Raw genomic sequence first — 19,277 nt, 5'->3', positions numbered from 1 at the left:
GGCTCGTAATGCGTGCCCGATGCACGACGAAATCCTCACCTGGGTGAAAGAAAAAATCAGTAATCCGTAGGTAAACATCCGCGTGCGGATAGTGCCTACATTCGCACGTCGGTATCGAAACGGGAGTGTCCTTATGTCATCGCCAGTCGCACTCGCCATCGATTCGCTCAACGGTTTCGAAATCACCGCGGACGGTCAGTACCTGATGCTGAAAAGCAACCAGCCCGACTGCATCGCGCTGCATTGCTCGGTGATGCATGAACTGCTTGCGGCGCTCGCGAATGCGATCGGCTGGTCCGAGCGGATTCGTCATCATCAGCAGAGCCGCAAGTTTGCGATGCCGTGCGAGGCATGGCAGGTCGCCGGCGACGTGCGCAGTGCGCGGCATCTCGTGCTGTCGTTCCGTCTGCCTGGCGGCGCGGAATTGTCGTTTCGCATCGACCGGACGCAGGCCACGCATCTGACCGAAGTGCTCGCGGCGAGCACCGGTCTTGCGAAGCCGCACAAACCAGCGGGCGTGCGCATGCAATAGCGACGCGAACACCCGATTCCGCGCGGCCCGTGCCGCGTTGCCCACGCGAACGCTTGCCGTTCGCGTGCTTGCGTCGTTACTTTTCTCACTGCGCTGCATGACGTTTCAGACTCTCTCGGCGCGCTGCGCCAAAGCCCTGTCCCTGGTGGGCGCAGGCACGTTCGCACTATCCGCGCATGCGGCGGATTCATTTGTCGTGCGCGACATCCGTATCGAAGGCTTGAGCCGCATCGAACCGACGACGGTGTTTTCGTATCTGCCGATCAAGCAGGGTGATACCTTCACCGACGACAAGGCCTCCGAAGCGATCCGCAAGCTGTATGAGACGGGCTTCTTCAACGACGTGAAGATCTCGACCGAAGGCGATGTCGTCATCGTGCAGGTGCAGGAAAGACCGGCGATCGGCACGATCGATTTTTCCGGCATTCACGAGTTCGACAAGGACAACCTGACTAAGGCGCTGACCGCGGTCGGTCTGTCGCAAGGACGCTATTACGACAAGGCGCTCGTCGATCGCGCGGAGCAGGAGCTGAAACGCCAGTACCTGACGCGCGGCTATTACGCAGCCGAAGTCACGACGACCATCACGCCGATCGACCGCAACCGCATCGCGATCCTGTTCGCGGTAATCGAAGGGCCGAGCGCGAAGATCCGTCAGGTCAACTTCATCGGCAACACGGTGTTCAGCACGGACACGCTGCGCGACGAAATGCAGCTGTCCACGCCGAACTGGTTCTCGTGGTACACGAAGAACGATCTGTATTCGAAGGACAAGCTCACCGGCGACCTCGAAAACGTTCGCTCGTACTATCTGAATCGCGGTTATCTCGAGTTCAGTTTCGAGTCCACGCAGGTGTCGCTGTCGCCGGACAAGAAGGACATGTACCTGACGGTGACGGTGCATGAAGGCGAGCCGTACACGATTTCCAGCCTGAAGCTTGCCGGCAATCTGCTCGACCGCGAGGCCGAGCTGAACAAGCTGGTCAAGATCAAGGCAGGCGAACGCTTCTCGGCGGAAAAACTGAAGGCCGCGACGAAGGCGCTCGTCGACAAGCTCGGCGAATATGGCTACGCATTCGCGACCGTGAACGCGGTGCCCGACATCGATCAGGTGCATCACAAGGTCGCGCTGACGCTGCAAATCGATCCGAGCAAACGCGTGTACGTGCGGCGCGTGAACATCGAAGGCAACACGCGGACGCGCGACGAAGTCGTGCGCCGCGAGATGCGTCAGTTCGAGGGCGCGTGGTTCGACTCGACGCGGCTCGCGCTGTCGAAAGACCGGATCAATCGCCTGGGTTACTTCACCGACGTCGATGTGACGACAGTGCCTGTCGAAGGCACGCCCGATGAAGTCGACGTCGACATCAAGGTGACCGAGAAGCCGACCGGTTCGATTTCGCTCGGCTTAGGTTATGGGTCCGGCGAAGGGCCGATCATTTCTGCGGGCGTGTCGCAGGACAACGTGTTCGGCTCCGGCACGAGCCTGTCGGTCAACGTGAACACATCGACGACGGCGCGCACGCTGAGCGTCACGCAGGTGGACCCGTACTTCACGATCGACGGCATCAAGCGCATCACCGACGTCTACTGGCGCACGACGGAGCCGTTGTACTACTCGAGCGATTCGAGTTTCCGGATCGTGTCGCTCGGCGCCGATCTGAAGTTCGGCATTCCGTTCTCGGAAAACGACATGGTGTACTTCGGCACCGGGATCGAACAGGATCGCATCGACACCGACTCGGCGACGCCGCAAAGCTACAAGGATTACGTGAGCCAGTTCGGCCGCGTGTCGAACAACATTCCGCTGACGGTGGGCTGGTCGCGCGACGCGCGCGACAGCGCGCTCGTGCCGAGTCGCGGTTACTTCGCGCAGGCCAACGCGGAGTACGGCACGCCGCTCGGCACCACGCCGTATTACAAGGCCGACGTGCAGTCGCAATACTATTACTCGTTCGCGCGCGGCTTCGTGCTCGGGCTGAATTTCCAGGCGGGCTACGGCAACGGGCTCGACGGCAAGCCGTATCCGATCTTCAAGAACTACTACGCGGGCGGGATCGGTTCGGTGCGCGGCTATGAGTCGGGTTCGCTCGGGCCGCGCGATACCAGCACGGGCGATCCGATCGGCGGCTCGAGAATGATCGTCGGGAACGTTGAAGTGACGTTCCCGCTGCCGGGCACCGGCTACGATCGCACGCTGCGCGTGTTCTCGTTCCTCGACGGCGGTAACGTGTGGGGCAGCGAAGGCAGTAGCAGCACCGGCGCGAACGGGCTGCGCTACAGCTACGGTGTGGGCCTCGAATGGATCTCACCGATCGGGCCGCTGAAGCTCGATATCGGTTTCCCGGTCGTTCGTCACGCGGGCGATCAGTATCAGAAGTTCCAGTTCCAGATTGGGACGTCGTTCTAGCGCGTTGGTGCGCACGTCATTTTCTCCGCGTCGCGGGCCGCACGCACTTGCTGCGTTGCGGTCGCTGTCCCATCGCCCGCGCATCGGACCTCACCCGCATGACACACGCGAGAACCCGCGTCGGACCGACGCGCGTGCAGCATAGGGCAAATCCCTAAGCCGATTTAGCCGTGCATTACCTCCGCCGCGTTGGCGTCCCTACACTGCTGTTCGAAGGGGCACGCAACAGATGAATACACGGACGGAGGAGGTGCATGGCCAAACTGATCCACACGATGATCCGCGTTCAGGATCTGCAGCGATCGCTGCGGTTCTATCAGCAGGCGTTCGGTCTCGACGTCTCGCACAGGCTCGATTTTCCCGACTTCACGCTCGCGTATCTGCGCAACGCGGAAACCGACACCGAGATCGAGCTGACGTGGAACAAAGGACACGATGAGCCGTACACGCACGGCGACGGCTATGGCCACGTGGCCGTGTGCGTCGACGACGTGCGGACCGAACGGCAACGTCTGATCGATCTCGGCTACACACCGAACGATCTGCGCGAATTCCACGCCGACGACGGCGCGCTGATTGCACGTTACTTCTTCATTCAAGACCCAGACGGCTACAAGATCGAAGTGCTGGAGCGTCACGGCCACTACGGATGACGACGCTCGCGACATCCCGTACACGACATCGATAACCCAGGAGACGGGCATGACAATAAAGACTATCCCCATACAACCAGAAGCCTCCGTGCAGCAGGCAGCGCCGCCGCGCATCGCGCTGACACGGCGCGAATGGCTCAAAGGCACCGGTGTGCTGATGGGCACACTCGCATTTTCGTCGGTGCTCACGACGCTCGCGCCGAGCCGCGTATGGGCAGTCGAGCTGCAGGGCCTCGACTCGCATCAGGGCGAAGTGCTGCTCACGTTCACGAGACAACTCTATCCGCATCCCACGCTAGACAACGCGGTTTACGCACTCGTCGTGAAGGATCTCGACGGCAAGGCGCGCAAGGATCCGGCCGTGCGCCGCCAGCTCGCGGACGGCGTGCAGCAGCTCGATGCGCTCGGACACGCATCGTGGACCACGCGCTCGCCCGAGCAGCAGGCGCAGGACGTCGCCGCGCTCGCTGGTACGCCGTTCTTCACGACGGTGCGCAGCACCGCGATCGTGTCGCTGTACAGCAATGACATGGCGTACGCGCATTTCGGCTACGGCGCATCGGAAGGCGATGCGGGCTATCTGCACAAGGGCTTCAACGATCTGTCGTGGCTGCCCGACCCTCCCGCCGACGAGAGCGGCCCGATTCCCTCGGATAGCTGACCACCGGAGACGACACATGGATCTGAACAAGGTACGGTTCTCGCACAACGACGGTCACGTCGTCGTGATTATCGGTTCCGGCGCCGGCGGCGGGACGCTCGCGAACGAACTCGCGCAGAAGGGCATCGACGTCGTCGTACTCGAAGCAGGCAAGCTGCACACGCAGGCCGATTTCCTTACCGACGAGTGGGGCGCATTCCAGCAACTCTCGTGGCTCGACAAACGGACAACATCGGGCACGTGGCGCGTCGCACGCGATTTTCCGAATCTGCCCGCGTGGATCTGCAAGACCGTCGGCGGCACGACGACACACTGGGCCGGCGCGAGCCTGCGCATCCAGCCGCACGAATTTCAGGCGAAGACGCATTACGGCGATATCAAGGACGCAAGCCTGCTCGACTGGCCGGTCACGCGCGCCGATCTCGATCCGTACTACGATCGCGCCGAGAAGAAGATGGGCGTGACACGCACGAACGGACTGCCTGGGCTACCCGGCAACAATAATTTCAAGGTGATGGCGGCGGGCGCGGCGAAGGTCGGCTACAAGCAGTGCAATACCGGGCACATGGCGATCAACAGCATCGTGCGCGACGGTCGAAGTCACTGTTTTCAACGGGGCTTCTGCTTTCAGGGCTGTCGTACCGGTGCGAAGTGGTCGACGCTCTACACCGAACTGCCGCGCGCGCAGGCGACCGGTCATATGGAACTGCGCACGCAGGCGCACGTGGTGCGCATCGAAACGGATACGCGCGGCCGCGCGAAAGAGGTCGTGTACTACGACGGCAACGGCAAGCTGCAGCGGCAGAAGGCACGCATCGTCTCGGTGGCCGGCAATTCGATCGAAACGCCGCGGCTGCTGCTGAACTCGCATTCCGGACGTTTTCCGCAGGGGCTCGCGAATTCGTCGGGGCAGGTCGGGCGTAACTACATGCGGCACACGACCGGCTCGGTGTATGCGGTGTTCGAGAACAAGGTCGACATGTTCAAGGGCACGACGATGGCCGGTATCATCGAAGACGAGGCGGTGTTCAATCCGCAGCGCGGTTTCGCGGGTGGGTATCACCTGGAGACGATTTCGCTCGGGTTGCCGTTCTACGCGGCGTTTCTCGATCCCGGCGCATGGGGACCGAAGTTCACGCAGGCGATGGACCAGTACGCGTACACGGCGGGCCTGTGGATCGTCGGCGAGGATATGCCGCGCGCGGACAACCGCGTGACGCTGAATACCGACGTGAAGGATCAGTACGGGCAGCCGGTCGCGAATGTGCATTTCGACGATCATCCGAACGACGAAGCGATGCGCGAGCATGCGTTCAAACAGGGCAGCGCGGTGTACGAAGCGGCCGGTGCGAAGACCGTCTATCGTGTGCCGCCGTATCCGTCGACGCATAATCTGGGTACCGCGCGGATGAGCGCACGGCCCGACGACGGCGTATGCAACAGCTTCGGCCAGACGCACGACGTGCCGAACCTGTTCGTGTCCGACGGCAGCCAGTTCACGACCGGCGCGGCGGAAAACCCGACGCTCACGATCGTCACGCTCGCGATCCGTCAGGCGGACCACATCGCCGCGCAGATGTCGCGGCATGCCGTGTAACCGGTTGCGGCGCATCGTTTGCGAGGAGACAGCGCATGTGCAATATCTACATCAACGCCGACCCGATCCTGTACGAGTCGCGGACCCGTTCGCTGCGGATTCACGGCGTCATCACGACCGTGCGGCTCGAAAACCTGTTCTGGGACGTGCTGCACGAAATCGCGTCGCGCGAAGGGCTGACCACGAGTCAGTTCGCCGTGAAGCTCTACGACGAACTGGTCACGTTGCGCGGCGAGGTGCCGGGCAACTTCGCATCGTTCCTGCGGGTGTGCTGTCTGCGCTATCTGTCGATGCGGGCCGACAAAAGCGGCGCGGCGCCGTCCGCGTCTACGCCGCTGCCAGCCGAGGCGACGCGGCCGCGGATTCTGAAGACCGTGTAACGTTTTTGTCGCAGTCGATGGTGGTGCGCGCGATGGCATCGCAGTGAAGATGCGGAGGCTGGCTGTTGCCTCCGCTGTCTGCTGCTATTGCCGCCCGCCAGGTGGCCGCGCATTGCCCTGTGAAGGGCGCCCCTGACCTGGGCGGCCCTGACCACCACCTGGTCGACCACCGCCCGGTTGCGCACCAGGGCTAGGACGTCCCGGACGCACGCCGCCACCTTGAGATCCACCCGGCCGTCCAGGCCTACCCGCACCTTGACCCGGTTGTGGCCGCTGTCCCGGTGGACGCGCGTTGCCCTGGCCGGGTCGCGGTCCGGGTCGATATCCGTTGCCGTTGCCTGGCGGCCGGCCGCCGTGAATCGGTGGACGCGGACGCGGCGGCGGACGATTCGCCCAGCGCGAGCGATCCCGATACCACGGACGATTCCGGTAGTAGCTGCCCCAATACGTATTGAGCGAGAACACGACGATCGGCAGCCCGATCGTGGGCCCGTAGCTCATCAGAGGCACCGGGTTACCCTGATACGCAGAGCTGAGGTTGCCGCCGTAGACCCAGCCGCGCACGCCGGGCACCGTCACGTCGCACCACGTGTAGCCGCTCACGCATCCCATCACCGACACGGCCGCGCCGCCCGGCAACTGTGCGACGACTGGATAGTCGGATGCGGGGCCGGCTCGGACATTCACCGACGCGGTCGTGTAAGCCTGGCTTTGCGCGGATGCCGTGCCTGGCGACAGGCTTGCGCCTAGTGCGGCCATCAGCGCGACGCGGACAAACAGTCTGTGCATGACGTCTCCGTGGTCGATGCGGTTTCACGACGGTACACCGGTTTGATGATGTGTGCGCGTTGCAGCGGCATGTGGGTCTGCGCGTTTTCCCCATGTAAAAGTGTGCGGCCGGTTCGTCTATAACTGGGGCGGACATCGGATCGCCGCGGGCACGGCATACGATGCGACGCAGCGAGAACAGAAGGAGCGCGCATGTTCCAGATCTCCGTCGTGAACCGGTCGAGCTCGATTGCGGAGCGCGAGATGCACCGCGTCGTGCGCGCAATCAACCGGCAGATTGCCGAAGACTTCGAGCCCTACTGGGCGTTCGGCGGTCGGCTGCGCGTCGACGGACCCGCCGGGCCGTCCGCATCGCTGGACCAGCTCGCGGAGCTGCGCGGCGATGCGATTCTCTACGTCGTCGATTCGGCCGCATCGCCTGATGCGCTCGGCTATCACGCACGCGACCTCGCGGGCATTCCATACGGCTTCGTTTATCTGGACCTGTGCCGCGCGCTCGGCGACGAATGGTCGACGACGCTGTCGCATGAAGCCCTCGAACTGATCGGCGATCCGCAGTGCAATCTGCTTGTTCAGGGACCCAATCCGGATGCGCCCGCACGCACGGTCTATCACTACTTCGAGATGTGCGATGCGGTGCAGGGGCAGAGCTACGAGATCGACGGCGTGTCGGTGTCGAACTTCGTGCTGCCGCCGTATTTCGCCGTCGGTACCGACGACAGTGTGCGTAACGATTTCTGCGGGACATCGCTACAGTCGTTCGGCGTGAATCCCGGGGGCTATATCGGCTATTTCGATCCGGCGTCGGGCAGCAGCAAACAGTTCTTCGGTCACGATCGCACTGCGCGGCGGCGCTTCGATCTGAAGGCGGCCGAGCATAGCGGTCGCGTGTATCGGCGCAGTCATTCGGAGGACGGTAGTGTGCCCGGCACACCGGGGCTGGGTCTGACTGCGGTCGGCGCTGCGGTCGGCGCCGTGCTCGGGGCGACACAGGCGGGACTGTCCGATACACCGCAGCCCGTTGCCGATCCGATTCGTCACGTCGTCGTGCTGATGCTCGAGAACCGCTCGTTCGATCACATGCTCGGCGCATTGCGCGCGAGCTTCGACGCCGACATCAACGGCGTCGATCCGGATCATCCGGGCACCAACGCCGATGCGCCGTTCAATCGCACGGTCGCGCAGCAGCCGATCGCGCAACCGTTCGTGCGCAAGAACTTCAATGTGCCTCATGAGTTCGTCGACGTGCGCGAGCAGATGAGCGACAGGATGGCGCATTTCATCGATGCGTACCGCAAGGAGAATCAAGGTTCGCCGGAGGAAGACGGCGACCAGGTGATGGCGTATTTCAAGGACGGCGATCTGCCGGTACTGCACACGCTGGCGAAGAATTTTCTGATCTGCGATGCGTGGTTTTCGTCGCTGCCTGGGCCGACGTGGCCGAACCGGCTCTTCGTGCATAGCGGCACGAGTCTCGGTGACGTCACGATGCCCAACGGCTTGACGCCGGGTACGGTCGAGGCGTTTTTCGGCCGCTATACGCAACCGACGCTCTACGACAGCCTCGACCGCGCAGGCGTGTCGTGGAAGATCTATCACGACAGCATTCCGCAATCGATCGTGCTGAACCAGCTCAAGCCGCGTTTCTTCGGTAGCGGCTATCAGTCGATGAGCGCTTTCCACGACGCATGCGACGGCGACGAAAAGGACTTCCCGTCGTATGCGTTCATCGAGCCGCGCTATTTTGCGGGCATCTTCGGCGTCGAGAACGATCAGCATTCGCCGGTAGGCGTGCCTGCGGGCGAGCAACTGATCGCCGACGTGTACAACCGCATTCGTGCGAACGACGATCTGTGGAAGTCCACGCTGCTGATCGTCACCTACGACGAGCACGGCGGCTTCTACGATCACGTGACGCCGCCACCGACCGTCGCCCCCGACGATTACACCGATTCCGCAAATCCGTTCGCGTTCAATCAGCTCGGCGTGCGTGTGCCTGCGATCCTGGTGTCGCCATGGGTGAAGCAGGGCGTCGATCACACCGTCTACGATCACACGAGCATCCTGCGCTATGCATGCGAAAAGTGGGGGCTGCCGTATCTGTGCCGACGCATCCGGCCGGCGCCTGGCGTGAATGCGATTTCGAGTTTTGCGCATGCGCTGTCGCTTGCGGAGCCGCGCGAGGACACGCCTGAGCGTGTCGTGCCTGCTGCGGGGGCGCAGAAGGCGGCTGCGATGATGATGGCGAATGCGCCGGATGCACCTGCGCGCGCTGACGATGCAGTGGATGCACCGGACGATTTTCATGGTGCGCAGGCCGCGCTCGTTGCATACGCGGAACTGCTGATGAAAGATGCTGGTGGGTCTGCCACGAGCACATCGCCTGGCTTCGCGGCGAGCGCGCGGGCGGGCGATATGAACGTCGCGCAAGAAGCGAATGACGGGAGCGTTGCTGCCGGCGCGACGGATCTGCCTGCCCGCGCGCAAGCCGTCGAGCACTGGATGGTCCGCTCGCAGGGGCGCGCGCAGCAGACCGCCGCCACACCCGATGCACCGAGCGCACCGGCCGCTCCAGTGACGACGCACGGCAAGCGCCCGCGCAAAACCCCGCGCAAATAGTCACGCGCGATCCGGCGACCAGGGCCGGCGCACGTCGACGCGCACAGCAACGCGCGCATCGACGCGGTGCCTTGCACCATCGCGACCGCGGCGATTTCCTCGATACGCTACGGCCGCCCGGCTCGACGGCAAGTTCGATCTCGACATCCGCGAGCCGCATCGGCCAGGCAGATGACGAAGGATCCGCCCTGCGACACGCAACCCGCTACTCCGTGATCCCGCCCGCAGCAGCACCATGGCGCGCCGCGCAATATCGTCGCGCTGGCGTAACGGCCCGCTAACGTGCATGATCGTGAGGCGCGTCGTCAGCGGGCGGCGCACCCATTGCGCAGGGACTGCGCGCACGTCAGGGAGACTCGAGCATGGAACAACCGAACCCGGCCAATCCGTTTGGCGACTTCTTCAAGCTGCTCGAACAGTTCAAGCTGCCGGGCTTCGATGTGCCCGCCATCATGGAAGCACGCCGTAAGGACGTCGAGGCGCTGGTGACCGCGAATCAGACGGCATTGCAGGGCATGCAGGCGCTCGCTCAGAAGCAGCAGGACATGCTGCGCAGCACGCTCGGCGAGCTGCAGTCGCTGGCTACGCAAGTGTCGACATCGGGTGGCGCGCCGTCGGCGCAGACTGCGGAACTGGTCCAGCAGACCTTGCACAAGGCGCTCGCGGACATGCAGCAACTCGCGCAGGCCGCGTACCGTTCGCAGGCAGAGTCGTATGCGGTGATCGCGAAACGGGTCGACGAGAATGTCGCCGAGTTGAAGGCGTTGTTGCAGCAGAAGAAGTAACGCGCAGGATTGCGGGCGGCACGTTGCGTGATGACGTGCCGTGCCGTTCAGGCGTCCGCGATCCGGCCGGGCCTGGTTTGTGCATCGACGGGCGTGGCCGTCCGCGTCGACACCCACGCAAGCATTAACGCCAGCGCGACGATCGCGCACCCGGCCCACGGCGTCGCGAGCAGCGCGCCGCGTTCGACCAGCACACCGCCAGCCCCCGCGCCGAGCGCGACTCCCAGATGCATCGCCGACACGTTGATGCCGACGTTCGCATCCGCAGCCGCCGGTGCGCTGCGGATCAGGTAGTTCTGCACGATCGGCGAGATCGACCAGCTGATGCAGCCCCATACCATCATCGCGGGAACGAACAGCGTGGCGCTGCGGCCCGTGAGCGGCAGCGTCGCCATCGCCAGCAGAAATACCGCCGGACACGCGACCAGCGCGCGTGCCGCACCTGCGCGATCCGAAAACCATCCACCGAGCCATGCGCCTGTCACACCCGCGATGCCAAACGCCGCATACAGCAGCGTCAGCGCGGCGGCCGAAGGCGCGAGCCGTGTCTGCAGATAAGGCGTCAGATACGCGAACAGCGTGAAGTGCCCGCCGATCATCGCAACCGACACGAGCTGCGCGCACAGCATCTTCGGATGCGCGAGCTGCTTACGGTAAGCGTTCAACGAGAGTGCGGCCGAGACAGCAGGCCGCGACTCGGGCAACCGTGACGCAAGGTAGACCGCGAGCGGCAGCACCGGCAGCGCGATCGCGACGAACACCGCGCGCCAGCCCGCAAAATCCGCGATCGTCATGCCGACCGGTACACCGAGCACCAGCGATCCGCTGATGCCCATGAATACGATGCCGATCGCGCGGCCGCGTGCGTCGGCGGGGGCGAGATCGGCGGCGACGCGGGTCGCGACGAGAATCGCGGTCGCGCAACTGGCCGCCATCGCGATGCGCGCCGCGAACAGCAGCGCATAGCCTTGACTGGCGGCCGCCAGCAGATTGCTCGCCGCGAATACGCCGAGCGCCGCGAGCAGCAACCGCTTGCGATCGCTTCGCGCAATGCGTAGCGACAGCCCGAACGCGGTCAGCGCGAACACGCAGGAGAAGATCGTGGTGAGTTGCCCGGCGGACGCGAGCGAGACGTGCAGATCGGCCGAAATGGCCGGCAGAATGCCGATGCAGATGTTTTCGTCGATGCCGGCGAGAAACACCATCGCCGCCAGCCAGTAGATGCGCGAGTCCATGAAGCCCTTCCGATATAGAGCGGCGCGCGGTCTGCGCACCGGTGGATCAGCTGGGTTTCGAGGCTCGGCTTCGGTTATCCCGGTTCCGGACCATACCGCAATCCGTTCACCCCTGCAATTTTGCTTGACAAGGTGCATACGCACATATAGAGTTTCCCATCATGAACAAACCTCCTTCCTACGACGAGTGCAACTGCTTCGCGCTGCGGCAGGCGGCGCGTTTCGTCACGCAGATCTACGAGCGCCATATGGGGCAGGTCGGCGTGACGGCGGCGCAGTTCTCGATTCTCGCCAAGCTGTCGCGCAAACCGCATCTGACGATGGTCGAGCTCGCGGATTCGATGGTGATGGAGCGTACGACGCTCGTGCGCGCACTGAAGCCGTTGCAGCGCGATGGGCTGGTCAAGTCGGAAGCATCGGAGCATGACGGTCGCACGTTTATGTTCAGCCTGTCGAAAGCGGGCGAGGCAACGTTCGAGCAGGCCGTGATCGCATGGCGCGCGGCGCAGGACGAATTCGAAAGCAAGTTCGGCAAGACGCGCGCGAAGGCGCTGCGCGGCGAACTGTTCGACGTGACGGCTGCATAAGGCATAGGGCATAGGAAGTCACCCGGTTTTCGACTGCAACGGGTAGCACGCAGTCGATCCGGGAAATTTTTTGATTGATAGAGTGTATATGCACTTCGTCCGCGATGTGCGAACCGCGAGGTGCGAAGCGATGGAATCAACTCCGGACGACGACTGCTTCGCAGTCCGGCAGGCTGCGCGTTACGCGTCGCAGATGTACGACCGGCATCTCGCGAACGTCGGCCTGACGATCACGCAGTTCTCGATCCTGTTCCGGTTGAGAAGCGGCCGCTGGCGGACGATGCGCATGCTCGCCGACGAGATGGTGATGGACCGCACGACGCTATTACGCGCGCTTCGACCGTTGCAGCGTGACGGGCTCGTCGCCAGCGACGCATCGACATCGGATCACCGGTTCCTGTCGCTGGTGTTGACCGACGCGGGCCACGCGCGGCTGGAAGCGGCGAAAAACCACTGGCGTGCCGCGCAGAACGAGTTCGAGCAGCGCTTCGGCACGCAGCGTTCGGCTGCTTTACGACGCGAACTGCTCGACATGACCGGTAGCTAGTTTTACGCATCGCCTGCAACGCTTGCATCGATCCAGACCCGGCGCACGACGCGCTTTTTTTTAACGCTAGAGAGTGCATAAGCACACACAGAGACCATGTCCACTACTCCATCGACCCTCGCTCCGGATGCTGCCGGTTCCGCCAATCCGCCGCGCCGCATCCCCTGGATGCTGCTGGCGATCGTCACGGTGGTCGTCGTGGTTGCCGCCGCGGCGTCGTACTGGGCGTTCGTCGGCCGCTTTATCGAATCGACCGACGACGCGTATGTAGGCGGCGACGTCACCGTGATGGCGCCGAGGGTGAACGGCTTTGTCACCGACGTGCTCGTGAAGGACAACCAGTTCGTGCACGCGAACCAGGTGCTGATCCAGCTCGACTCGCGCGACTACGACGCGCGTCTCGCGCAGGCCGAAGCGGAAGTGGCGAGCGCACAGGCCGCGGTGACCGAATTGCAGGCGAGAAAATCGCTGCAGCTTGCGACGATCAACGAGCAGTCCGCGCAGGTGCGTGCGTCGGGTGCCGAGTTGACGCGCAGCGCATCCGACCAGACGCGTTATCGCGAGCTCGTGAAGGACGACGCGGTGTCGAATCAGGTCGTCGAGCGTGCGGATGCGGATCTGCTGAAGGCGCGTGCGTCGGTGGACCGCAGTAACGCGGCGCTGCTCGCTGCGCAGCGTCAGATCGCGGTACTCGATGCACAGATCGGCGATGCGCAGGCACGCGTCGCGACCGCGCAGGCCGCGCAGCGCGTCGCTGCGCTGAACGTCGAATACACGACGATCCGCTCGCCGATCGACGGCTATATCGGCAACCGTACCGCGCGCGTCGGGCTGCTCGCGAACACCGGCGTGTCGCTGCTGACGGTCGTGCCGGCGAGCGGTCTGTGGGTCGATGCGAACTTCAAGGAAGACCAGTTGAAGAAGATGCGCGCGGGCGATTCCGTCGACGTGTCACTCGATGCATCGAATCGCGAACTGCACGGCACGGTGGAAAGTCTCGCACCGGCAACGGGCGCGACATTCAGCGTGCTGCCCGCCGAAAACGCGACCGGCAACTTCACGAAGATCGTGCAACGCGTGCCAGTGCGCGTGCGGCTCGACGTGCCGCGCGACATGCAGGGCGTGCTGCGCCCGGGCCTGTCGGCGAACGTCGACGTGCATATCCGCAGCGCGCACGACGACGCGTCCGCGCGCTCGTAACCCAGGGCTCGCGCGCATCATGACCGCCGCTACTTTCAACCTCGCCGCCCGCGCTCCCGCCGCACCCACCAATCCCGCCGATCTGCCGATGCGCACGAAAGTGTTCGCCTTCGTGCTGATGTGCGTGGGCTTCTTCATGGCGACACTCGACATCCAGATCGTCGCGTCGTCGCTGAAGGACATCGGCGGCGGATTGTCCGCGAGCCAGGACGAGCTCTCGTGGGTGCAGACGTCCTATCTGATCGCGGAAATTCTCGTGATTCCGATGTCCGGTTGGCTCACGCGCGTGTTCTCGACGCGCTGGGTGTTTGCCGCGTCCGCGCTCGGCTTCACGGTGACCAGCATGCTGTGCGGGCTCGCGTGGGACATCAACTCGATGATCCTGTTTCGCTGCCTGCAAGGCGCGCTCGGCGCCGCGATGATTCCGACCGTGTTCACCACCGCATTCGTGCTGTTTCCCGGCAAGCAGCGTCTGGTCGCATCGACGTCGATCAGCGCGCTCGCGTCGCTCGCACCGACCATCGGCCCGGTGATCGGCGGATGGATCACGTCGCAGTGGTCGTGGCAGTGGTTGTTCTATCTGAACCTCGTGCCCGGCGTGCTCGTCACGGTGCTGGTGCCGCGCTTCGTTCACTTCGACGACATGGACCTGTCGCTGCTGAAAAAAGGCGATTACCTCGGCATCCTGCTGATGTCGGGTTTTCTCGGCTGCCTCGAATACGTGCTCGAAGAAGGGCCGCGCAAGAACTGGTTCAGCGATCACGCGATTCTGTTCTGTGCGTGGATCTCGGCGATCTGCGGCTTTCTGTTCCTTGTGCATGCGCTGACTGCGAAAGATCCGATCGTCGATCTGCGCGCGCTGGCGATTCGCAACTTCGGTATCGGTAGCTTGTTGTCGTTCATCACGGGCATCGGGCTGTTTTGCGCGGTGTTTCTGACGCCGCTGTTTCTCGCGCGCGTGCGTGGTTTCGATTCGCTGCAGATCGGTATTGCGCTGTTGTCGGTGGGCTGTTTTCAGTTGATCGCGCTGGTCGCGTATTCGCAGCTCGCGCGTTTCGTCGATATGCGCTGGTTGCTGGTGTTCGGGCTGATCTGCTTCGGTGTGGGTTGCTATCTGTACGTGCCGATGACGAACCAGTGGGGCTGGAAGGAGCTGCTGGTTCCGCAGGCGCTGCGAGGGATCGGCCAGCAGTTCGCGGTGCCTCCGATCGTCACGATGGCGCTCGGTTCGTTGCCGCCGTCGCGGCTCAAGTCGGCGAGCGGGCTGTTCAATCTGATGCGTAACCTGGGCGGCGCAATCGGCATCGCGGTGACGAGCACGATGCTCAACGACCGGTTGAACCTGCACTATTCGCGGCTCGACGAGCACGTCACAGCAGGGCGTCCCGTGGTCGAATCGCTGCTGCAATCGCAGACTGCGCATTTCGCGGCGGTGGGCGGCGACGCGCTGAATGCGGCGAACGCGGGGCTCGGTTCGCTGCATGCACTGCTGATGCGCGAAGCACTCGTGCTCACATTCTCCGACACGTTTTACGTGGTGGCCGCGTGTTTCGCCGTCGGACTGCTGAGCGTGCTGTTCACGCATTCGTTCGGCAACCGTCCGCCGCCTCCCGAAGCGCACTAAGACTACTTCATCAAGACAAAACCATGAGATCGATCCTGAATCACACTGCCCGCAACGGCTTTCTCGTTGTCGCGCTCACGATGCTCGCCGCGTGCGCGGTGCCGCCCGCACAGCACGCGGATTTGCCGCAGACAGTGAAGACCGTCGCGCCTGCGGCATGGAGCGTCGACGCTCCCGCAAGCACGACCAGCACGACGGACGCCGACGCATGGTGGACGCAATTCGGCGACCCTGTGATGCATCAACTGATCCAGTCCGCGCTCGACGGCAACCTCGACGTGAAGGCGGCCGTGGAACGCGTGAAGCAGGCGCAGTCGATCGAGACGCAGCGCGGCGCCGCGCTGCTGCCCGAACTCGACGCGAACGCGCAGGCCGCCGACATTCGCCAGAACACGCCGCCGCCACTCGGTTACGTGCGCCAGGCAGGCTTTGGCCTCGCCGCAAGCTGGACGCCGGACGTGTTCGGCGGCGAGCGTCTCGCGGTGCTCGCAGCACGCGCACAGACGAGCGGCCGCGAATCCGCGTTGAGCGATCTGCGGCTCGCACTTGCGGCGAACATCGCGAGCGCATATGTCGATCTGCGCTGGGCGCAGGCGGACCTGCGCATCCTCGACGAAAACGAGCAGATTCGCAGCCGCGCGTTGACGCTCACGCAGCAGCGTTTGCGCTACGGCCTGTCGACGCAGCTCGACGTCGCGCGGGCACGCAATCAGCTCGAAGAACTGCAGTCACGCATTCCGCGCGTGCAATCGACGATCCAGCATCAGACGAGCCTGATCGCGGTGTTGTCGGGCAGCACGCCTGAAAGCGTGAATGGCTTGCTGACGAACGATACTGGCGCACAAGCGGTGAAGGTGCCCGTGCCGCCGGCTGGCGTACCGCAAACGCTGCCGTCCGAAGCACTGCTGCGCCGCCCCGACGTGCTGACTGCGTACGCGGGCGTCGAACAGCGCGCGGCCGAAGTCGGCGCGGCGAAGGCGCAGCGCTATCCGCAGTTCAGGCTGAGCCTCAACGACGGCCTGCTCTCCTCGTCGTACCTCGGTTTGCCGACGCTGACCGACAACCTGTTCAGCGCCGCGTTGAGCGCGACAAGTCCGATCTTCAACGCCGGTCGCATCACCGCGAACATCGGCGAGAACGAGAGCCGGATGCGCGAATCGCAGCTGCATCTGCAGCAGACGATGCTGCTCGCACTGAAGGAAATCGAGGACACGCGCAGCGATCTCGTCAGCGGTGCGGCGCAGGTGCAGCGGCTCGGTGGCGCGGTGGCTGCGTCGAGCGATGCGCTGCGGTTGTCGAATGCGTTGTACAAGGGCGGCGCGTCGAGTTTCCTCGACGTGCTCGACGCGCAGGAGGCGTATCTGCGCGACGCGCAGTCGCTGAACGAAGCGCAGCGCGAGCATGCGCTTGCGGCGGTTGCGATGTATCGGTCGCTCGGCGGCGGGTGGGAAGCGGGGGATGCGGCAAACGTTGCATCGGCGCACTGAGCATACACACGCAGCGGAGGGTAACCCTGACGGCGGCGCGGATTCATGCGCAGCCGCAGGTGCGTGTAAGCGAATCTTGCTAGAGTGACCGGCTTGCGGTTCTAGCGGCGCTGCAAAGACGCCAAACCGCTCACGAACAGACAAATACAAACAGATCGATCAAGGAGTCGTAATGCGTATTCTCGTGGTGGGAGCCGGCGCGGTCGGCGGCTATTTCGGCGGACGTCTCGTGCAGGCCGGACGCGACGTGACGTTTCTCGTGCGGCCTGCGCGCGACGCGCAGTTGAAGGAAGCGGGTCTCGTGATCCGCAGTCCGCGCGGCGACGCGACGCTGCGCGATGTGAAGACGGTGCAGGCCGATAGCATCGACGGACCCTACGATCTCGTGCTGCTGAGCTGCAAGGCCTACCATCTCGACGACGCGATTGCATCGTTCGCGCCGGCCGTCGGTCCTGATACCGCGATCCTGCCGCTGTTGAACGGCATGCGCCATATCGACGTGCTGACGCAGAAGTTCGGCGCATCGCGTGTGCTTGGCGGCCAGTGCGTGATCGCGGCGACGCTGAACCCGGCACGCGAAATCGTTCACCTGAACGACATGCACTCGCTGTCGTTCGGCGAACTGCAGGGCGGCATTAGCGAGCGTGTTAGCGCGATCGCCGCGCAGATGCAGGGCGCCGACTTCGAAGCGAGCGCCGCCGACAACGTGCTGCAGCAGATGTGGGAAAAGTGGGTGTTTCTCGCGACGCTCGCCGCGTCGACGTGTCTGAACCGCGCGGCGATCGGCGACATTCTCGCGGCACCGGATGGTCGTCGCGTGATCGAAGGGTTGCTCGGCGAATGCCGCGCGGTCGCGGCGCACAACGGGCATCCGGTCGGCGCAGCGTTCGACGGTCGTGCGAACACGGTGCTGTTCGCAGCGGGCTCGCCGCTCACTGCATCGATGCTGCGCGACGTCGAGAACCAGGCGCCGACTGAAGCCGATCACATTCTCGGCGACCTGATCGCACGCGGCGGCGACGCGCAGCACGGCGACACGTTGTCGCTGCTGCGCATCGCGTACAACCATCTGAAGGCGTACGCGGCGCGTCAGGCACGTAACGTCTAAGCGCGTTTAACGCTCGATCTGCCGGTTCCACCGCGTGTCCCACTGCGCGCGGTGCGCGTTGATCACGTCCCAGTCGACCACGGTGACCTTGCGCACGAGCGCGTCGAGGTCGCCGAGGCTCTGCTGCATCGCTGCCGGCATCTTCGCGTTGCGGTTGGTCGGAATCTGCCTGCTGCTGTCGGCGGCCTTCGTCTGCGCGGGTGCGGACAGCAGGAACTGCGCGAGCTTCTGCGCCAGCTGCGGGTCGGGATTGTTTTTCACGACGCATACGTCGACGAGCAGCAGCACCGGCCCTTCCTTCGGATTCACGTAAGCGACCGGAATGCCCTTGTCCTGCAAGTCGCCGACCGCTGTCGGCGTGAGCGGAAAGAGGCCCGCTTCGCCGGTCTGCACCATCTCCGAAATCTTCGCCGAGTTCGGAATGTATTCGACGACGTTCGGGCCGACCGTGGTCGCCCATTTCGTGAAGCCGGGTTCGACGTTCTGTTCGCTACCGCCGAGCAACCGGTTGATCGCGAGAAAGCCGTGCAGACCGAACGTGCTGCTCGATGCCGACTGAAACACCACCTTGCCCTTGTACTTCGGATCGGCGAAGTCCATCCATGACGTCGGCGGCGCCCAGCCTTTTTCCGCGAACAGTTTCTTGTTGTACGCGATGCCGGTCATGCCGAGCTGCACGCCGGCGCCGACGTCGCCCTTCATCCGTGCGAACGGGTACAACTCCTTGAGCACCGGCGAGTCGTCGAGCTTCTCGCACACGCCCATGCTGACCGCGCGTGCCATCACGCCGTCATCGAGAAACGCGACGTGAATCTGCGGGCTGTTGCGATTCGCAAGCAGCTTCGCGAGCACGTCCGACGACGTGCCCGGCACGACGACGACCTTCACGTTATTGGCCTTTTCGAAGTCGGGCAGAATCTGGCTCGTGTAGGCCTTTTCCATCGGGCCGCCGTTCATGCCGATGTAAATGGTCTTACTCTGCGACCAGGCGGACGCGGTAGCGCCCATCAGGCACAGCGCGGCGGCGGCCGCGATCGTTCTGGACAGTTTCATGGTGGTCTCC

At 63.9% G+C, this 19,277-nt stretch carries 16 protein-coding genes and 1 pseudogene; 14 read left to right on the top strand and 3 right to left on the bottom strand.

The genetic code is table 11. The features are described from left to right. The first annotated feature begins 133 nt into the window (after positions 1 to 133). The 6 genes and pseudogenes from E1748_RS06005 (at position 134) to E1748_RS05980 (ending at position 6,233) form a co-directional block, all read left to right on the top strand. Positions 134 to 532, top strand: coding sequence for a hypothetical protein (locus E1748_RS06005; protein ID WP_133646211.1), 399 nt, complete (start codon positions 134 to 136; stop codon positions 530 to 532). A gap of 166 nt (positions 533 to 698) precedes the next feature. Next, positions 699 to 2,942 (top strand): annotated as a pseudogene (bamA, locus tag E1748_RS06000) (outer membrane protein assembly factor BamA); the annotation flags it as partial. Between the two features lie 254 nt (positions 2,943 to 3,196). Next, on the top strand, positions 3,197 to 3,595 hold the full coding sequence (locus tag E1748_RS05995) for a VOC family protein (protein ID WP_133646209.1): 399 nt from the start codon (positions 3,197 to 3,199) through the stop codon (positions 3,593 to 3,595). 49 nt (positions 3,596 to 3,644) lie between these two features. After that, positions 3,645 to 4,256, top strand: a complete 612-nt coding sequence (locus E1748_RS05990; RefSeq protein ID WP_133646208.1) for a tat (twin-arginine translocation) pathway signal sequence — start codon at positions 3,645 to 3,647, stop codon at positions 4,254 to 4,256. A 16-nt stretch (positions 4,257 to 4,272) separates the two neighbouring features. Next, the gene (locus E1748_RS05985) at positions 4,273 to 5,853 is read left to right on the top strand and encodes a GMC family oxidoreductase (protein WP_133646207.1); all 1,581 of its coding nucleotides are present in this window, start codon (positions 4,273 to 4,275) and stop codon (positions 5,851 to 5,853) included. A gap of 35 nt (positions 5,854 to 5,888) precedes the next feature. Next, positions 5,889 to 6,233: a ribbon-helix-helix domain-containing protein gene (locus tag E1748_RS05980; RefSeq protein WP_133646206.1), complete on the top strand. Its 345-nt coding sequence runs from the start codon at positions 5,889 to 5,891 to the stop codon at positions 6,231 to 6,233. 84 nt (positions 6,234 to 6,317) lie between these two features. Here the strand turns inward: E1748_RS05980 and E1748_RS05975 are convergent, their stop codons facing one another. Further along, positions 6,318 to 7,022, bottom strand: a complete 705-nt coding sequence (locus E1748_RS05975) for an SH3 domain-containing protein (RefSeq protein ID WP_133646205.1) — start codon at positions 7,020 to 7,022, stop codon at positions 6,318 to 6,320. A gap of 192 nt (positions 7,023 to 7,214) precedes the next feature. Here E1748_RS05975 and E1748_RS05970 point away from each other — a divergent pair, with 192 nt between their 5' ends. Together E1748_RS05970 and phaP are read left to right on the top strand one after the other, a co-directional pair. Continuing rightward, entirely contained in the window at positions 7,215 to 9,641 is a 2,427-nt protein-coding gene (locus E1748_RS05970; protein ID WP_133646204.1) for an alkaline phosphatase family protein, read from the top strand. Between the two features lie 362 nt (positions 9,642 to 10,003). Continuing rightward, on the top strand, positions 10,004 to 10,426 hold the full coding sequence (phaP, locus tag E1748_RS05965; protein WP_133646203.1) for a phasin family protein: 423 nt from the start codon (positions 10,004 to 10,006) through the stop codon (positions 10,424 to 10,426). A gap of 47 nt (positions 10,427 to 10,473) precedes the next feature. Here the strand turns inward: phaP and E1748_RS05960 are convergent, their stop codons facing one another. Further along, entirely contained in the window at positions 10,474 to 11,661 is a 1,188-nt protein-coding gene (locus E1748_RS05960) for an MFS transporter (RefSeq protein WP_133646202.1), read from the bottom strand. A 161-nt stretch (positions 11,662 to 11,822) separates the two neighbouring features. On the opposite strand from E1748_RS05960, the gene E1748_RS05955 reads away from it, so the two are divergent. The 6 genes from E1748_RS05955 (at position 11,823) to panE (ending at position 18,214) form a co-directional block, all read left to right on the top strand. After that, positions 11,823 to 12,248, top strand: coding sequence for a MarR family winged helix-turn-helix transcriptional regulator (locus E1748_RS05955; protein WP_133646201.1), 426 nt, complete (start codon positions 11,823 to 11,825; stop codon positions 12,246 to 12,248). Positions 12,249 to 12,378: 130 nt separating this feature from the next. Next, positions 12,379 to 12,795, top strand: a complete 417-nt coding sequence (locus E1748_RS05950; protein WP_133646200.1) for a MarR family winged helix-turn-helix transcriptional regulator — start codon at positions 12,379 to 12,381, stop codon at positions 12,793 to 12,795. 96 nt (positions 12,796 to 12,891) lie between these two features. After that, entirely contained in the window at positions 12,892 to 13,995 is a 1,104-nt protein-coding gene (locus E1748_RS05945) for an HlyD family secretion protein (protein ID WP_205965197.1), read from the top strand. An 88-nt stretch (positions 13,996 to 14,083) separates the two neighbouring features. Next, positions 14,084 to 15,619, top strand: coding sequence for a DHA2 family efflux MFS transporter permease subunit (locus E1748_RS05940; RefSeq protein ID WP_240766507.1), 1,536 nt, complete (start codon positions 14,084 to 14,086; stop codon positions 15,617 to 15,619). A 23-nt stretch (positions 15,620 to 15,642) separates the two neighbouring features. Then, positions 15,643 to 17,106 carry an efflux transporter outer membrane subunit gene (locus E1748_RS05935; RefSeq protein ID WP_133646198.1) on the top strand — a complete coding sequence of 488 codons (1,464 nt, stop codon included), beginning with the start codon at positions 15,643 to 15,645 and terminating at the stop codon, positions 17,104 to 17,106. A 172-nt stretch (positions 17,107 to 17,278) separates the two neighbouring features. Then, the gene (gene panE / locus E1748_RS05930; protein ID WP_133646197.1) at positions 17,279 to 18,214 is read left to right on the top strand and encodes a 2-dehydropantoate 2-reductase; all 936 of its coding nucleotides are present in this window, start codon (positions 17,279 to 17,281) and stop codon (positions 18,212 to 18,214) included. Between the two features lie 6 nt (positions 18,215 to 18,220). Here the strand turns inward: panE and E1748_RS05925 are convergent, their stop codons facing one another. Further along, positions 18,221 to 19,267, bottom strand: coding sequence for an ABC transporter substrate-binding protein (locus E1748_RS05925; RefSeq protein ID WP_133646196.1), 1,047 nt, complete (start codon positions 19,265 to 19,267; stop codon positions 18,221 to 18,223). Between the last annotated feature and the right edge of the window lie 10 nt (positions 19,268 to 19,277).

This window comes from Paraburkholderia flava (assembly GCF_004359985.1).
Classification (GTDB): Bacteria; Pseudomonadota; Gammaproteobacteria; order Burkholderiales; family Burkholderiaceae; genus Paraburkholderia; species Paraburkholderia flava.
Note: the sequence above shows the minus strand (reverse complement) of the source record. Positions and strands in the feature narration are given on the sequence as shown.

Excerpts from the sequence above, each read along its gene's own strand:
- E1748_RS05975 (WP_133646205.1), bottom strand. The coding sequence starts at position 7,022 with ATGCACAGACTGTTTGTCCGCGTCGCGCTGATGGCCGCACTAGGCGCA.
- phaP (WP_133646203.1), top strand. The coding sequence starts at position 10,004 with ATGGAACAACCGAACCCGGCCAATCCGTTTGGCGACTTCTTCAAGCTG.
- E1748_RS05990 (WP_133646208.1), top strand. The coding sequence starts at position 3,645 with ATGACAATAAAGACTATCCCCATACAACCAGAAGCCTCCGTGCAGCAG.
- E1748_RS05985 (WP_133646207.1), top strand. The coding sequence starts at position 4,273 with ATGGATCTGAACAAGGTACGGTTCTCGCACAACGACGGTCACGTCGTC.
- E1748_RS05955 (WP_133646201.1), top strand. The coding sequence starts at position 11,823 with ATGAACAAACCTCCTTCCTACGACGAGTGCAACTGCTTCGCGCTGCGG.
- E1748_RS05940 (WP_240766507.1), top strand. The coding sequence starts at position 14,084 with ATGCGCACGAAAGTGTTCGCCTTCGTGCTGATGTGCGTGGGCTTCTTC.
- E1748_RS05970 (WP_133646204.1), top strand. The coding sequence starts at position 7,215 with ATGTTCCAGATCTCCGTCGTGAACCGGTCGAGCTCGATTGCGGAGCGC.
- E1748_RS05925 (WP_133646196.1), bottom strand. The coding sequence starts at position 19,267 with ATGAAACTGTCCAGAACGATCGCGGCCGCCGCCGCGCTGTGCCTGATG.
- E1748_RS05980 (WP_133646206.1), top strand. The coding sequence starts at position 5,889 with ATGTGCAATATCTACATCAACGCCGACCCGATCCTGTACGAGTCGCGG.
- E1748_RS05950 (WP_133646200.1), top strand. The coding sequence starts at position 12,379 with ATGGAATCAACTCCGGACGACGACTGCTTCGCAGTCCGGCAGGCTGCG.
- E1748_RS05935 (WP_133646198.1), top strand. The coding sequence starts at position 15,643 with ATGAGATCGATCCTGAATCACACTGCCCGCAACGGCTTTCTCGTTGTC.
- E1748_RS06005 (WP_133646211.1), top strand. The coding sequence starts at position 134 with ATGTCATCGCCAGTCGCACTCGCCATCGATTCGCTCAACGGTTTCGAA.
- panE (WP_133646197.1), top strand. The coding sequence starts at position 17,279 with ATGCGTATTCTCGTGGTGGGAGCCGGCGCGGTCGGCGGCTATTTCGGC.
- E1748_RS05960 (WP_133646202.1), bottom strand. The coding sequence starts at position 11,661 with ATGGACTCGCGCATCTACTGGCTGGCGGCGATGGTGTTTCTCGCCGGC.
- E1748_RS05945 (WP_205965197.1), top strand. The coding sequence starts at position 12,892 with ATGTCCACTACTCCATCGACCCTCGCTCCGGATGCTGCCGGTTCCGCC.
- E1748_RS05995 (WP_133646209.1), top strand. The coding sequence starts at position 3,197 with ATGGCCAAACTGATCCACACGATGATCCGCGTTCAGGATCTGCAGCGA.